The sequence below is a fragment of the Peribacillus phoenicis genome (genome assembly GCF_047238085.1).
GTDB lineage: Bacteria > Bacillota > Bacilli > Bacillales > DSM-1321 > Peribacillus.
The window spans coordinates 91,560-107,502 of record NZ_JBDFMF010000004.1 but is presented as its reverse complement, the minus strand read 5'-3'; the positions used below and the strand labels follow the sequence as shown (position 1 = coordinate 107,502).

Genomic DNA, 15,943 nt, shown 5'->3' with positions numbered 1-15,943 from the left:
AAAAACGCTGCATCTTTGCAGCGTTTTTTTATTTTTTCTTATTTTTTTGTGCGGCTTTAATCTTAAAGTGCAGCATGATCATGCGTAAGCCCGATCCAAAGTCAAGAGTCGCAATAAGGACAAGTATGTAGGCGAAGAGCCCCCATCCAGAAGAATTGACGGTTTGAATCGCGATAGCGGTAAAAAGAGCTCCTAAGCCTGCATAGATGATGCCCATGAATAAGGGTGATTGACGTTTCATAATAAACCTCCGATGAAGGCCTGTGCAGTATCTATCATCTTCTCTATATCCTCCCGATATACCACTTGAAGGATGATAACAAGCGTATTCATCGCAATATGAGCGCTCATTGATACGAGAATGCGGCCTGTTTTTGCATAAAGGAAAGCAAAAGTGAAGCCCATTGCCGTATATAAAAGAAGATGTTCAAATTCACCATGCGCCAAGCCGAAAATAACTGAGCTGATTAAAGCTGAAATAAAGAAGTTAAAGCGTTTATGAAGTGATCCGAAAATGATTTTCCGGAAAATTAATTCTTCCAATATAGGTCCAATTACTGAAGTGACGAAAATGACCATGGGGACTTTGTAAATGAGTGAAATGAGTTGCTGCGTATTTTCAGATTCAGACTCCACCCCAAGCATCTGTTCAATGCTGCCGGCAATGCTTTGCGCAAAAAGAGCCATGAACACTCCTGCAATTGCCCATAATATGGACATGGAAACGGAAGTTTGATTTCTCGTGTCCAACTTTTCCCTCATATCTTTTCTCATTAAAAAAAGAATCAAGAATAAAGCAGCGAGAAAACTGAAAACTATCCAGTATGCTGCAGATTTCACTTGGAGTTCATCAGCCGGCATTCCGGTATAAGACCCGATCAGCATGAAAATGGGTACCCCAACAATACTGGATAATTGCATGGCAATATAGGTGATGATGACGAACCAATATTCTTTTTTCAAAAATGAAAACTCCTTTTATAGTCACCCATTCCGCTCGGAACGTTCCTGATATGGGGACAAGCTATAAACGCATACTCCAAAATGGTATCAAAAATTGAGGCAGAACACCACTTAAAGGTACCCCTAACGAAACATTTAAATAACTTTGTTAAGGAAATCATTATGCTAAAGTAGTTTACCCGTAATTTATCAGAAATTAATAAAAAATTTTCAATAAGATACTTGCAAAAAAGGCTCGGTTTATTTAATATTATAAATGTGTTAGCACTCGATGATGAAGAGTGCTAATAATCATGTAACAAATTATCAAGAGAATATGAGGAGGTTGTTTCACTTGTTAAAACCATTAGGTGATCGCGTTATTATTGAACTAGTTCAAACTGAAGAAAAAACTGCAAGCGGTATTGTTCTTCCTGATACTGCTAAAGAAAAGCCGCAAGAAGGTAAGGTAGTAGCAGTTGGTACTGGCCGTGTCCTTGAAAATGGCGAACGTGTTGCTTTAGAGGTTGCCCAAGGCGATCTAATTATCTTCTCAAAATATGCAGGTACTGAAGTTAAATACGAAAACACTGAATACTTAATTTTACGTGAAAGCGACATTCTAGCTGTTATCGGCTAATTATACATCATACTTAACTGAACGAAAATTTTCTTAAAATTTTAGGGAGGTACTTATAAATGGCTAAAGAAATTAAATTTAGTGAAGAAGCTCGCCGCTCCATGCTTCGTGGTGTGGACGCACTTGCAGATGCAGTTAAAGTAACGCTTGGACCAAAAGGTCGTAACGTGGTTCTTGAGAAAAAATTCGGTTCACCACTTATCACTAATGACGGTGTAACGATTGCTAAAGAAATCGAATTGGAAGATGCATTCGAAAACATGGGTGCGAAATTGGTTGCTGAAGTAGCAAGCAAAACAAACGACGTAGCTGGTGACGGTACAACGACTGCAACGGTTCTTGCACAAGCGATGATCCGCGAAGGTCTTAAAAACGTAACAGCTGGTGCTAACCCAATGGGTATCCGTAAAGGAATCGAGAAAGCGGTCAATACTGCAATCGCAGAATTGAAAGCCATTTCCCAACCTGTTGAAAACAAAGAATCTATCGCACAAGTTGCTGCCATCTCTTCAGCTGATGAAGAAGTGGGCCAACTGATTGCGGAAGCAATGGAGCGCGTTGGTAACGACGGCGTCATCACAATCGAAGAGTCTAAAGGTTTCACAACTGAATTGGACGTAGTAGAAGGTATGCAATTCGATCGCGGATATGCATCTCCATACATGGTTACTGACTCAGATAAAATGGAAGCTGTACTAGAAAATCCATATATCTTGATCACAGATAAAAAAATCACGAATATCCAAGAAATCCTTCCTGTACTTGAGCAAGTTGTACAACAAGGTAAACCGCTATTATTAATTGCTGAAGATGTAGAAGGCGAAGCGCTTGCAACTCTTGTTGTGAACAAACTTCGTGGAACATTCAACGCTGTTGCGGTTAAAGCTCCTGGATTCGGTGACCGTCGTAAAGCAATGCTTGAAGACATCGCAGCTCTTACAGGCGGCGAAGTAATCACTGAAGAAATCGGTCTTGACCTTAAATCTGCAACAATCGATTCATTAGGCCGTGCGTCTAAAGTGGTTGTTACAAAAGAAAATACAACGATCGTTGAAGGAGCTGGAGATACAGCTCAAATTCAAGCTCGTGTAAACCAAATCCGTGTTCAATTAGAAGAAACAACTTCTGAATTCGACCGTGAAAAATTACAAGAACGCCTTGCTAAATTAGCTGGTGGCGTAGCGGTAATCAAAGTCGGTGCAGCTACTGAAACAGAATTGAAAGAACGTAAACTTCGTATTGAAGATGCATTGAACTCCACTCGTGCCGCTGTTGAAGAAGGTATCGTAGCCGGTGGTGGTACAGCACTTCTTAACGTATACAATAAAATCGCTGAAATTCAAGCGGAAGGCGACGTAGCAACAGGCGTGAAAATCGTTCTTCGTGCCATCGAAGAGCCTGTTCGTCAAATCGCTCACAATGCTGGACTTGAAGGCTCTGTAATCGTAGAGCGCCTTAAAGGCGAAGCAGTAGGCACTGGCTTCAACGCAGCTACTGGACAATGGGTGAACATGATCGAATCCGGTATCGTCGATCCTACCAAAGTAACTCGTTCAGCTCTACAAAACGCTGGCTCTGTAGCAGCTATGTTCTTAACTACAGAAGCTGTCGTTGCTGACAAACCAGAACCTGCTGGCGCTGGCGGCATGGGCATGCCTGATATGGGCGGCATGGGCGGAATGGGCGGCATGATGTAATTGAACTGAATAAACCTTTGTGTATCAAGGGTTTGCGGAGGTTTGATGCTGAAATGTCCTCGTCTTTGTCCTCGCTTTGATAAAAGACGACAATTCATGACAATAAATATTTATCTATAGGAGAAGGTCTTTCATCAGTTTGCTGAACTGTTGGGAGGCCTTTTCTTCCATGTTTGCCGTCATATGAGCATAAATGTTCATGGTTGTATTTATATCAGAATGTCCAAGACGCTGCTGGATCTCTTTGATTCCTACACCTGCTTCAATTAACAATGAGGTGTGAGTATGTCGAAATGAGTGAGGAGTGATGTTCTTATGAATATTGGATATTTTTAGAAGCCTTTTTAACCTGGTCTCCACCACTTTTCGTAACTGTGGGTGACCATCTTCACGGGCAAATATAAATCCAGAGTCCTTATAAATCATTCTATTTTTGAGCTTAGTTTCATTTTGTCTTATGCGTTGGCTCTTGAGAATATTTATAATCATATCATCGATTCTTATTGTCCTTACTGACCCAGGAGTTTTTGGAGAAAGCAGTTGATACTTTTCAATATGGTTAGTTGGATTATACAAGGTTTTAGTAACTCGCAATGTCCCTACACTTTCATTGAAATCAGTCCATTTTAAAGAAAGCAATTCTCCAATTCTTAGACCCGTATAAGCAAGTACAGTAAAAACAAGGCGATCCATTGGTAAACCCTCTGACTGAGTCAGTTTTAAAAATTGAGCCAATTCTTCTTTTTCAAGAAATACATATTCCTCTTCGGTTTTTTCTAATTCTTCTACAGTCTTTTGTTGCTTAGGCATTTGAAAATCTTCTGTAGGATTGATTTTTATTAGTCCTCTTTTTACAGCAAAACGGAAAATCATTCTTCCGCAAGCATGAATGCCGGACAAATAGTTGTAGCTATATTTTTCATTCAACTCATACATCCTGTCTTGGTACATTTCACTTGTAATTTTGCTAATCGGATATAGTCCCCATACATTTATGAAGTGCTTCATCTCTTTATCTCTAGCTCTAACGCTGCTTACCTTAACACCACTGCGACTATAATCTTTAATCCACTTTTGGGCGATGTCCTGGAACGGAACATCTGATTCTTTAATTAGTGTTCCATTTTGTTTTTCTAATTCAACGAGGCGAGCTGCTGCTTGTGCCTCTTTTTTTGTCTTAAAACCGCCTTTTGATGTCTCAATACGCTTTTTAGTGATTGGATCGGTGCCAATGTATATGTGATAACTCCATGTTTTGCCACGTTGTTTAAACTTAGCCATCTTCTTGCCCCTCCTTTTCTTGTGCTGCGAACAAGGCCTCTACCATTGTGAGAATTATTTTTTTGTGTTCACTCGATATCAATTTATTGTTATAAGTTACATTTGGTTGATTTAGAAAAGTAGTTAAATCAGTATATCTCGCTAATATATTCTTTAAATCATTAGGGTCATATTTTCTCGACACTTTATTTATATCTGAAACAAGTATAAGAATCCATTCCTCATCCCAATCAAAGTTTTCAACTAAGTCTCTAAGGAATAAAGGTGTAATCTTTTCGTCAATTTCTAAATGGTTATCATAAAATTTCTCTAATTCTCTAATATCTTCTTGAACCTCAGCTATAAATTCATTATCTTTTGCTATTATTTGCAAGGCTCTTTCTAATTGCGGCTCCAGTTGAGCCTGAACGTCATAGTTTACATTAAGCCTTTCTCTTTCCATAGGTGAGATGTCGGGCAAATGACCAGCTTTTTCAATTAAATCAAAAGTGCTAACTCCTAAAGCTCTTGCTAACTTCTTTAATATTTCAGTTGAAGGTACATTTGATTTCCGGCCATTTTCAACATGTGAAATATAAGATTGTGATACACCTGACAATTCAGCTAATTTATGAGTACTTAAAGATTTACTTTTACGCAACTCCTTTAGATAAGCTCCAAATTCTTTTACATTCATCGTCTCTCCCCCTCTGAGTTTTATTATATTCAAAGTGAGTACAAAAATAAACAAAAGTATTTACAAATGATTTTTTTTGATTTAAGATGAGTACTATAGTAATCGAGTACAAAAGAACTCACTGGGGTGGTGAAAATTAAAATGAGGATTCGGCCTAGAATTGAGGTTATTAATGAATTACTCATTCGCAAAGGGCTTACAAAGAGAGGGTTGGCTGGTGTTGCCAATATAGGGTCTGCTACAGCAATTCAAATATGTAATGGTAATCGTTACCCCAGCCCTCCGATTGCAAAAAAAATTGTGGATGCCTTGCAAGTAGAGTTTGACGAAATATTCATGATTGAAAAAGAAAAAAACACTAGGAGGGGGAAAGATGTTTGAAATCAAGGTTGATGAGGATCAACTCAAATCTTTATACCAAGCAGAAATTCAAAAAAAGTTAGACCAAATTGAATTTGAATCTCTCCTTATGAATTCTAAGCAATTATGTAAAATGCTTTCCTTATCGTGGCCAACAGTCGAGAAAGTATTTTTAAGTAATCCAGATTTTCCTTCTATAAAAATCGGAAGCAAATGGCTTTTTAATAGAAATGAAGTTCAATCATATATTAACAAGTGGTCATTAGAAATGAGAAAAAAGTGAATATCTAACATTTTCCGGTGTCTTTTCTTTTGCTGAAAAAATACGAAAATTATTAGTCATAAAGTAATCATCTATAAATAAGGGGGTGAAGACATTCAATGATTGAAGCTGCCAATTCAACAATAGAAATTATTGAAGTAGCAAAGAGACTTTTACCAGGGACAAAATTAATCAAGCTGAAAGGCTATAGTGGAAAAAATCAGGAGTACAGCAAAGCCAAGCATCCGGTAGGTAAATGGAAAGATGCAGCTGATTTAACCCCTGACCAAGTAGAAGCTTTTCTAAATAAACAGCACTGGATAGGGACCACTATACCGGCTGGAAGGATTGTTATAGATGTAGATGAAGAAGCCAAAGGCCTATTACTTCGAGACCTTCTGGAGGGAGAGTGTATCCAACATCATGCAATAAAGACACCAAATGGATATCAATTCATTTTTGCCAAATCGATAGAGCCGAAAATTAGACAAGTTTCAAAACACTTTACAGCAATAGGAATAAAGGTTGACACGAAACCTCCTGGATCAGGTTATATTGTTTGGCCAACCAGAAATACTGAAGATCGCTACATCCTTACACAGAGCATGGAGGGATTGGACGAGCTTCCAAAATATCTTCACCCAGTATGGAACGGCGAAAAAACAAAGGATTATGATTTTCCAATTCCATTTACTGATCAAGGGGCACGCAACACTTCTCTATATGAATTTGCTCGAAGACTTAGATCCTGTGATGTTCCTTTGGAAATTATAAAAAATGGGGTGCATTTGATCTATGAACACTTCATTTATGACAAAACTGACTTTCCTTTAAATGATTTGAAACCGTTACTTGAGTCAGTGCTTAAACTAAAAGTCAGTAAAAGCAAGAAAGAAATGACAACTGTTCAAGGAGCACATGTTATTCCCTTACCTTATAAAGTTATAGGCAATGCACTATTTAGAACAGAATCAAAAGCTATAAGAGGTGGAGAAGTCGAGTTCCGTGACATTATGGTTGCTAGACAAGCTCCCTTTATCCAAAGAGAGTTACATAATGTGGAAAGACATCAGGTTTATTATGAATTGACTTGGAATGACAGAGGAAAATCGATAAAGGAATTGGTACCAGCTGGAACTATCGCAATAAAGAAAGAACTTATACAGCTTGCTGATAAGGGCTTTGCCTGCAACGACAACAATTCAAAGCAACTTATCGACTTTTTCGATAAAGTCTTGGCCAACAATGAAATCGAAAGAGGCTATATGGTAGATCGAATAGGGCATATCAAAAAAGGAATAGCTCATCCTTTGCTTGCAATAAGTTATGACATTATCCCAAGTGATCAAGGTGAACATCAATTAGTTGAGGCATTTCAAGCTTCGGGAAGTGTTGAAGAATGGGTAGAAAATGTATTTGAAAAAATCAAGAAACACCCAAATGCTTTATTCTTTGTTCTTGCTTCATTTGCTAGCATCTTGCTTCATGACCTGAAGATTGATCCATTTATAGTCGATCTGACAAGCAGCACATCCAGAGGGAAAACAACTGCTCTAAAAATCGCGGCCAGTGTTTGGGGTACAAGTGAATTGGTAAACGAATTCAATGCTACAAAAGTGAGTATTGAACGAAAGGCATCGTTTTTAAATAGTTTCCCATTATTAATGGATGATAGTAGGAAGGCTGATGAAAAACTCCTTCAATCTTTTGTTTATACATTTAGTGGTGGGAAGTCGAAGGGAAGGGGATCCCTTAGTGGATCACAACGTGAGCAATCTTGGAAAAATATTATGCTTACAACAGGGGAGATTTCCTTGAATGAATATGCAGCTAAAGCAGGGGGAGCAGCTGCAAGGATAATAAGCTTGACGGATAGCCCTTTTAAAAATGTTGACCATAAGTTTTTTGCCCATATTCACGAGTCATTAGATAAGTACCATGGAACAATAGGGCTAGAATTTATAAAAGCGTATCAAGAGCACAAAGGTGAATACATTTCGCAATTTTATAAGACAAAAGATCATTATCTTAGCAAGTCGAAAGGGAATGAAGTCTTAACCAGGTTGTCATTATATTACGCTGCAGTTCATTTCGCTGGCCAACTTTTAAAACAGCTTATCGGAATAAATGTTGACTTAAAACCATTAGATGTCCTTTTTGATGTAATTGCCAAAGAAAATAAAGCGATCGACAAGCCTAGGGAGTTAATGGAGGAATTGTTAATCAAATTGGATAGTTCTCGCAAAGATATTTATTATAGTTATCCACCAAGCAACATAAAGGCATTATACAAGAATGAAACAATTTGGATTACTCCTGCCTTTCTTAAAGAATTTCTCGGCCCTGAAGAAAAGATGATTAGAAAGGAGTGGATGGAAAGAGGGTTTACTAATACAAGTATTCGTAATGACAGAAAAGTAGATTATCAATTAGTAAAGCATCAGGGGAGTTCCTTTAGGGTTGTACAAATCAAAAAAAACATAATTGAGGAAATGGGGTTGGACTTCGAAGAGCTTCCTAGAAGGAACCTTGGGTAACCTTAAATATACATGGTTGGTTACCGTAAAAAACCCTAGTTTATAAGGGATATCTATTAATAAGTAACCTAGTAACCTAAGTAACCAAATAAATATTATATACACATGTAATTAACAACATGAATGTAAAAACAAAAAATGATAACTGTTATATATGTATATTTATAAAAAAGGTGGTTACTTGGTTACCTTGAAAAAAATAACCGAAAAAACATTGATATATCAACATTTTTGAAGGTTACCAAAATGAAAATATTGTGTTACACCTGGTTACGGCAGGTTACCACAAAAGAGAGGTCTGAGGATATGAAAAGAAATTATGATGCTCCTGTTCTGTTAGCAATTGAAAGAAGCGAAGATGGATTTTTCGCTGTTTGGTGTCCATATTGTGTTGATTTTCATCGTCACGGTCGAGAAGAAGGACATGTGGTTGCTCATTGCACAAATGAAAAAAGTCCATTTAATAAAACCGGTTATTACTTAAAAAAGGTCAAATATAAAGGGAAGAAAATCATTATTGAAAATAACCAACTTAAACAAGGGAGGAAACATTAATATGAAAAAACCAAAAAAACAAATTGGAAATTATGAGCAGTTTCGTGAACTTGTGGGGAGTTTGAGAGTGCCGAATTTGGCTGAAAGGGAAATTTATAAACGAATTTTCGATGAGGAACTGTCACAAGAAAATGGCGAAATATCGTGGGCAATCATGCTCGTTTATTTGGCTGGGAAGGCGAAAGGTGCCGGGATGATCACATACGAAGGAATGGATAAAATCGTTGATATGATGAAAAATACCTCCACTACTGAGAATAGTGAAGGCACTGAAAAATTAAATGCATAAATAAGTTTTTTTATCCACCTGAATTATATCACGAAGGTGGGATTGTATGAAACAGGAAACTTTATCTTTTGCTGAAATGAAGATCCTGGATGGTGCCGAGTATAAGGCCTTGCAAAGGATGGTGAAGGAGCAACTAAAACTTTACCGTGCATTGAAGGTAAGGCTGCAGAACAAGCGAGAATGTGAAGCAGTTGGAGTGGGCCGGTTATTTCCTTCTATTCGTGAGAATTACATTAAGGATGATTTAAAAGTTAAACAGATTGACAGGGCGTTGGCAGAGGGATTAGATGCTGTGGAACGCGAGATCATAGAGCTTAAGTATCTCCAGTCATCTATTCCTACAGATGTTCAGGTGTACATGAATATGTACTTAGAAAAAACAATCTACTACCAGAAAAAGAAATCAGCTGTTATCTCCATTGCTTATGCTCTTGGGATGATATGAAGACAGTGGAGTTATCTGCTGATGAAAGGAAGAGGATCCGTAAAGTTCTTGAACAAGAGTTTGAAAGCTATAGGCTTTATCAATTACTGATTGGCTCCGAGGGATATATAGATCAGCAACCATATATGAAGGCTTTCTGTGAAGGGATAGACCAAGCTGTTAGTCGGCTGCCTGCTCGAGAAAAGCATTTGATAATGGAACGATATCTAAACAACGAGAGTGATTACATAACAGATATAGATATGTATACCTGTCGTATGAACCCATCCATTAGTGCAAGGACATACGGACTGTATAGGGATAGGGCCATATTTAAGTTAGCAATGTATTTGAAAATAAACATTGGAATAAAAGGAGTTGATCATATGGTCTATGGGGACCGGCAAGGCCGATGTGGAGAGTGAAATACACTGCCCCCCCTAAAAAGTTTCACCCTTTTTTTGCAACCCGGGGACCGGGGAGGGGGCTCGACTCTCCAAATTTTTGTCTATTTTCTCGCGTGTATAGGGGGGGTTAGGCAAGAAAAGTCAATCATGAAGAAGCTTTTAGGTAAAAAATCGATGTAAATAATGCAATAAAAGGAGGTGAAAAAAGCAAATGAAGCACAATATCGAGGTTAAAGGACCAATTATTTCGAATGATGATGCATGGATTTATGATTGGTTTGAAATGGACGCAACAAGTCCTAGCAAAGTATCAAAAGCCTTGGCTGAAGCAAATGGGCAAGATGTAATTGTTTCAATTAATAGCCCGGGTGGTTATGTTCATGATGGTTCAGAGATATATACGGCCTTAAAAAATTATCCTGGCCATGTAGAAGTTCAAATTGTTGGGTTGGCTGCAAGTGCTGCTTCCTTTATTGCTATGGCAGCAGACAAGGTTCGTATTTCGCCAACAGCACAAATGATGATTCACAACGCATCAATGTGGGGATTTGGTGATCATAGAGATATGACAAAGGCAGCAGAAATGTTAAAAAGTACAGACAGAGCCATTGTAAATGCTTATACGCTTAAGAGTGGAAAGTCCGCAGAAGAATTGTTAGCCATGATGGCAGAAGAAACGTGGATGGAGGCACAACAAGCCTTAGAAAACAATTTAGTTGATGAAATCATGTTTATGGATAATACAGTAAAGATTGCAGCATCTTCTGCAGGGCCAAGTATGATTCCACAACAAGTAATTGACGGTGTTAGAAATAAAATTATGAATGAGAAAAAAAGCAAAGAAAAAGAAGGTTTAAGTTCTATCGCAAAAGCGTTTTTAAACAGTTACTCTAATAAACTATAAAAATTCAGGAGTGTGTTAACTATGGTAATGAGATTTAATAATAAAAATGGAATGAACGATGCAAAGGAAAAATTAACAGCTGTATTATCAAATACAGAAAGTACCCAATCGCAACAAACAGAAGCTTTTACAAATTACTTCGATGAGCTACAAAGAGAGGTTACCAAGAACATACGTACAGAAGTTCAACAGGATATGCTTAGTGGATCGCGTGGTATTAATCAATTATCTGGACAGGAAGTAAGATTTTTCAATGCAGTAATTGAAGAAGGTGGATTTAAAGACACTGAAACTCTCCCTGTAGAAACACAGGAACGTATTTTTGAAGATTTACAACAAAGTCATCCATTACTGCAGCAAATTGGGATTCAAAACCTTGGAGCTGTTACTGAATTCATTTACGGTAATCCAGAAGGTGCAGCTGTCTGGGGTCCGATCTTTGGTGATATTAAAGGACAACTAAATGCTACTTTCCGAAAAGAGTCTATCAGTCAGCTTAAATTGACTGCATTTATTCCAATCTCTAATGATATGTTGAAGCTAGGACCAGTATGGGTTGAACGTTATGTTCGTACAATGATTGTGGAAGCAATGTCAGTTGGATTAGAGCGAGGCTTTGTTGCAGGAACTGGAGATAATCAACCTATTGGTTTGCTGAAGGATTTAAATGGATCAGTAGTAAATGGGGTAATGGTATACCCGGATAAAACTTCTGCAGGTACTTTAACCTTCAAACCTGGACGCACTACAATCAATGAGTTAAAAGGCGTAGTAGAAAAACTATCTATTCACACTGTGGGAAGCGAGGAACGGGTGAGAAATATTGCCGGAAAAGTTGTAATGGTCACTAATCCATTTGACAGCTTTGGTATTAAGGCAAATTCAACAGTTCAAAATGCTGCAGGATCCTATGTATCTAGTCTTCCATTCAGCCCAATCTTTACAGAATCAATGTTTGTTCCTCAAGGTAAGGTATTATTCTTTGTAAAAGGGGAATATCTAGCAGCTATTGGTGGAGGAATGGAAATTAAAAAATTCGACCAAACATTAGCAATGGACGACGCAACATTATACATTGCTAAGCAATTCGCAACTGGAAAACCAAAAGATAATAAAGCAGTACAGGTTTACGATTTAGATCTTGCTCTTACTGAAGAGCCTGCAGGTGTATAAATAGACAGAGGGGGAGGGGGGAATACTCCTCTTTCTTTTCGCCAACTTTTAATTAAGGTAGGAGTTATTCAAAAACATGAAATTTGGTAACTCTGGAGTTCATGTAACAGGTAAAAATGAGACTTTGAGGTTGAAGGAAAGAAAGCGAAGGCGTGCCATAGCAAAGAAAGCAAAAACAGCAAGTGAAGCACTTAATGCTGCACATTTTATGGATCAACTTTATTTCTTAAAGAAATGGTGGCCAAATATTATTGATGACGAGAAGCCAACATTATTAATCGAGGCGTGGGAAAACTCAGTATACCCTCAAGCTGTGGATGGAGTTAAGTGGATTTCTTTATTCAAAGAAGTAGGTTTCTTTACAGATGGTAATGGTCAGAAACCTTCAAATGAAATTACATTATACCGTGGAAGTCACCCTAAATTTAAACGCAGTATGTCTTGGTCAGCAGATCCAATTACGGCACTGTTTTTTCGTTTGCGTGAGGAACAAGGAATCAAAACTAAACGTATTTACAAAACAATTGTTAAACCAGAGTCTGTTTTAGCAGTCATTGGGGGGCTTGGTTCCTGGCCTTTTTACCATTCTTTTGTAGAATATATTGTGGATCCTGAAGAGTTGACAGAAGAAATTACCGAGGTTGAAGAAAACCCTATTTTAAGGCTATTACGGATATTGTACCAAATCGAGATAATGGAATTATTACCGAGTCGGAAGCTTCACGAATGTTGAAATATCTATTACTGTACTAGTAAATTCTTTTAATTAAGATCCTTCTCTAATAATCGAGAAGGTTTTTTTATTGTTTATTTGCTGATTAAAAAAGTTAGGAAATGAATTGGTTCACCAGTCATATGTATTTAAAAGAAGGGGTGAACAGATGTTTAAAAAACTGTTTTCTAAACAAAAAACAACAAATGATAAAACTGCTCGTTTTAATTTGATTATAGATTTCGCTAAATCAGTAATAAGTGAAACGCAGGTAAGTAAGGATGGAGGATTTGAAAATGGTAATCATCCCATTTTTGATGTCATAAGGCTTCTGGGAAGAAATCTACAAACGAATTATTTAACCAGTTTATTAATTTCTAAAAATGAAACTGAATTACCGAGTCTATACCCTGAAGTGATTTTTATGGACCCGAGGACAATGATATCTGATGACATAACAATCGAGAGTTTGTTAGTTGAAGTAAATTTAACCAAAAAGCTTCAACTGGGTAGAGACTTAGTACTACCGTGGCCATGGAAAAGAAGAAGACTAATAAACTGCATTACACAAATAGGAGAGGAGAGAAAAAATGGTCCTTGGAAGCAAGATTATAATCATTGGGTCGAGCTATGGTTACCGATGGGGGTTGCTTGGGTTAACTCTGGAAACCACTCAATTAGCACCGGTATAATTCAAGGCCAAGGACAAATTAATACTTCAAAGGCTATAGATATTAGTAAGTTATATGATTACATTTATAGTGATGGCGAATATTATTATTCATTTAAGAATGATGAAGTTATATCTGAGGTTAAAAATGTTGATTTTGCAGCAATTTTTGAAATCGGGAGATTAATGAAAGAAAACGATATTAATTTTTAACATTAAATACTTATCTAATAAGCTAAATAATTGAATGGATACAATATTGAGTAATCCTAATTTAAAATTCTGAACATAAAGTTAATGAAGGAATACACTATTAATAATCCCGAAAACTCACTCTTTATAACCTCCTTTTAATAAGGAGTTTTTTTGCTGGATTAAAAAGAATAATTTGGAGCAATAGAATTACATGATAAAGCAACAGGAAATAAGATCGTTTTTTGTAGGAAATTGCGTTTTTTTTCTTGTGTTTAATTCTTGAAATTTTTATGAGTTGTGTATATAATAATCATTAATAAATGAATCGGGCTAGTTTTAGCTAGAAAAAACCTTCTAATGATTAAATTAGGAGGTTTTTTTCTGTTTAAATATGTATAATTGAAGAAAAAGAATGAATATGGGTGATGGTTTGGGTAAACCTTTTAAAACCTTAGACGAACAAATAGATATCTTAGTTAAAAGAAATTTAATTGTTAAAAATAAGGAACAAGCAAAATATTTATTAACTAAACATAGTTACTATTCTGTCATAAATGGCTATAAAGATATCTTTCTTAAAAAGAAACAAAGTAAATTTGAAGAAGATTGCTATGAGGATGATACAACCCTTACAGATATAATTAACTTGCATGATTTTGATAAAAAAATCAGAATAGAAATTTTGTCTGCTTTGGAGAACATAGAGAGCACATTGGCAACAAATATTAACTATATTTTTGCTGAAAGGTTTGGTGAGAATCAGGAACAATACTTAAATCCCAAGAACTTTAAACCAGGTTCTATAACAGCAAAAGGTAAGAGTCAAAGAGATATACTGATTGAAGAGTTGAAAAAAATATGTACAAGTAATAATCACCCAATGAAACATTATAGAGAAAATCATTACAATATCCCTCCATGGATTTTAGTGAAGGGTGCCACTTTTGGGAACTTATTATATATTTATAAACTCTTTAGAAAAGAGGAAAAAGATTATCTGATTTGTCGTTGTTTAGGCATATCCAAGAGTGAAATTGATGAAGATTTAAAGGAATTTTTCATTAAAATGTTAGAGATTTTTTGGAGATATAGGAATTGGGCTGCCCATGGGGGAAGGATGTATAGTCACAAAGTAAGAGAACAATTGCCATATTATTCTCAGGCATATGATAGATTTGAGATAGTTAAAACTGCGTATAATAAAGGTCAGGGAAGAAATGATATTTTTGCTTTGTTTATAGGAATAGCATTCTTTTTCAAAAGTGACGCTACTGCGTATTTAAATTTTGCAGTAGGCATTAATTTTTATATAGAAAAGTATAGTAAAGAGTATAAAAAGTATGGTGATAGAGTAATAAAGCAAATGGGTTTACCGTTAGATTATTCAAAATGCTTATTTGAAAATTTACCTGATGTTAATCATTCAACATTTCTAAACAATATAAACTCTCAGCTTTTTAAAGTTTAGATGAAAAAAAGCCCTTCTCAAATGTGAGGGCTTTTTTTTGTTTCATAAAAAGTAATCAAAATGGTGGTGGTCGAACTTTCTTAATTAACTCCGTAATATCAATATCCTCGTTATAAAGTACTTCATCTATTCTGAAATCATCAATATTTTCTAATACAATTTAATGTTTACTTTGATTCGCAAGATATAAATTTTTTATTGCCTAATAAACTATAAAGTACTTACATGAAAACACCAATAGGCAAGTATCCTGAAAAGGAGGTGATGGCCAATGGACATAATTCAATTTGGGTTCAACATGTTTTTTCAGTCGACTAGTTTTATAATTTCGTTATGTACTCTTTTTATTCTAATAAAGAAAATGCCCTCGTAAAAGACTGAGGACATAACATCACTAATTTGTTTTCGTGTAAGCAGTGGCTGAGGCGCGGCAACGCTTCAGTTATTTTATGCTCTTACGGTCCGAGGAATATTCTAAATATCTTGTTCAATGTAGTCGCATCAAGCGTCATAGCTGTTATCATATTGTATGATGTAACCGTTTGGTGATATACGTAAAATTATATAAAAAAATAAGATTTACTGATTTTTAAAAATGTCACTTAATATTTATCCAATACTGGTTTTATTAAGCACCTCTTATAGTCGAGAGGGTCATTTTAAAAATTTATTTATTAACCAAAATTAGGAACTGTATGATAATATTGTACTATAAAAAAAGACATGCAGGAGTAATACCTACACGCCAGAC

Annotated in this window: 17 protein-coding genes and 1 pseudogene; 14 read left to right on the top strand and 4 right to left on the bottom strand. The window is 36.2% G+C overall.

Annotated elements, in window-relative coordinates; translation table 11 throughout:
* Positions 1–28: 28 nt before the first annotated feature.
* Entirely contained in the window at positions 29–241 is a 213-nt protein-coding gene (locus ABC374_RS27625) for a YdiK family protein (protein ID WP_034306342.1), read from the bottom strand.
* Positions 238–963 carry a CPBP family intramembrane glutamic endopeptidase gene (locus ABC374_RS27620; RefSeq protein WP_350300966.1) on the bottom strand — a complete coding sequence of 242 codons (726 nt, stop codon included), beginning with the start codon at positions 961–963 and terminating at the stop codon, positions 238–240. The genes ABC374_RS27625 and ABC374_RS27620 overlap by 4 nt, the downstream gene beginning before the upstream one ends.
* A 334-nt stretch (positions 964–1,297) precedes the next feature.
* On the opposite strand from ABC374_RS27620, the gene groES reads away from it, so the two are divergent.
* Both groES and groL read left to right on the top strand, forming a co-directional pair.
* Positions 1,298–1,582 carry a co-chaperone GroES gene (gene groES / locus ABC374_RS27615; RefSeq protein WP_101225604.1) on the top strand — a complete coding sequence of 95 codons (285 nt, stop codon included), beginning with the start codon at positions 1,298–1,300 and terminating at the stop codon, positions 1,580–1,582.
* Between the two features lie 59 nt (positions 1,583–1,641).
* A complete protein-coding gene (gene groL / locus ABC374_RS27610; RefSeq protein ID WP_101225605.1) occupies positions 1,642–3,279 on the top strand; it encodes a chaperonin GroEL in 1,638 nt (545 codons plus the stop codon).
* A gap of 114 nt (positions 3,280–3,393) precedes the next feature.
* Here the strand turns inward: groL and ABC374_RS27605 are convergent, their stop codons facing one another.
* Together ABC374_RS27605 and ABC374_RS27600 are read right to left on the bottom strand one after the other, a co-directional pair.
* The gene (locus ABC374_RS27605) at positions 3,394–4,560 is read right to left on the bottom strand and encodes a site-specific integrase (protein ID WP_413020565.1); all 1,167 of its coding nucleotides are present in this window, start codon (positions 4,558–4,560) and stop codon (positions 3,394–3,396) included.
* Entirely contained in the window at positions 4,553–5,236 is a 684-nt protein-coding gene (locus ABC374_RS27600; protein ID WP_413020564.1) for a helix-turn-helix domain-containing protein, read from the bottom strand. The genes ABC374_RS27605 and ABC374_RS27600 overlap by 8 nt, the downstream gene beginning before the upstream one ends.
* A 129-nt stretch (positions 5,237–5,365) precedes the next feature.
* Here ABC374_RS27600 and ABC374_RS27595 point away from each other — a divergent pair, with 129 nt between their 5' ends.
* The 12 genes and pseudogenes from ABC374_RS27595 to ABC374_RS27540 all read left to right on the top strand — a co-directional run bounded on the left by ABC374_RS27595 (position 5,366) and on the right by ABC374_RS27540 (position 15,192).
* Positions 5,366–5,617, top strand: a complete 252-nt coding sequence (locus ABC374_RS27595) for a helix-turn-helix domain-containing protein (RefSeq protein ID WP_413020563.1) — start codon at positions 5,366–5,368, stop codon at positions 5,615–5,617.
* Positions 5,610–5,879: a DNA-binding protein gene (locus ABC374_RS27590; RefSeq protein WP_413020562.1), complete on the top strand. Its 270-nt coding sequence runs from the start codon at positions 5,610–5,612 to the stop codon at positions 5,877–5,879. Before ABC374_RS27595 ends, ABC374_RS27590 begins: the two co-directional genes overlap by 8 nt.
* Positions 5,880–5,977: 98 nt before the next feature.
* Entirely contained in the window at positions 5,978–8,395 is a 2,418-nt protein-coding gene (locus ABC374_RS27585; RefSeq protein ID WP_413020561.1) for a DUF927 domain-containing protein, read from the top strand.
* Positions 8,396–8,701: 306 nt separating this feature from the next.
* Positions 8,702–8,950, top strand: coding sequence for a hypothetical protein (locus ABC374_RS27580; RefSeq protein WP_413020560.1), 249 nt, complete (start codon positions 8,702–8,704; stop codon positions 8,948–8,950).
* 1 nt (position 8,951) lies between these two features.
* A complete protein-coding gene (locus ABC374_RS27575; RefSeq protein WP_413020559.1) occupies positions 8,952–9,239 on the top strand; it encodes a hypothetical protein in 288 nt (95 codons plus the stop codon).
* Between the two features lie 46 nt (positions 9,240–9,285).
* Positions 9,286–9,684: an ArpU family phage packaging/lysis transcriptional regulator gene (locus tag ABC374_RS27570; RefSeq protein ID WP_413020558.1), complete on the top strand. Its 399-nt coding sequence runs from the start codon at positions 9,286–9,288 to the stop codon at positions 9,682–9,684.
* Positions 9,681–10,088, top strand: coding sequence for a hypothetical protein (locus ABC374_RS27565; protein ID WP_413020557.1), 408 nt, complete (start codon positions 9,681–9,683; stop codon positions 10,086–10,088). Before ABC374_RS27570 ends, ABC374_RS27565 begins: the two co-directional genes overlap by 4 nt.
* A gap of 193 nt (positions 10,089–10,281) precedes the next feature.
* Positions 10,282–10,894: pseudogene (locus tag ABC374_RS27560) on the top strand (head maturation protease, ClpP-related); the annotation flags it as partial.
* A 101-nt stretch (positions 10,895–10,995) separates the two neighbouring features.
* Positions 10,996–12,147, top strand: coding sequence for a phage major capsid protein (locus tag ABC374_RS27555; RefSeq protein ID WP_413020556.1), 1,152 nt, complete (start codon positions 10,996–10,998; stop codon positions 12,145–12,147).
* Positions 12,148–12,223: 76 nt separating this feature from the next.
* A complete protein-coding gene (locus tag ABC374_RS27550; protein ID WP_413020554.1) occupies positions 12,224–12,880 on the top strand; it encodes a hypothetical protein in 657 nt (218 codons plus the stop codon).
* A 148-nt stretch (positions 12,881–13,028) separates the two neighbouring features.
* On the top strand, positions 13,029–13,742 hold the full coding sequence (locus ABC374_RS27545; protein WP_413020553.1) for a DUF6710 family protein: 714 nt from the start codon (positions 13,029–13,031) through the stop codon (positions 13,740–13,742).
* A gap of 394 nt (positions 13,743–14,136) precedes the next feature.
* Positions 14,137–15,192, top strand: a complete 1,056-nt coding sequence (locus tag ABC374_RS27540) for an Abi family protein (RefSeq protein WP_413020552.1) — start codon at positions 14,137–14,139, stop codon at positions 15,190–15,192.
* Positions 15,193–15,943: the final 751 nt, after the last annotated feature.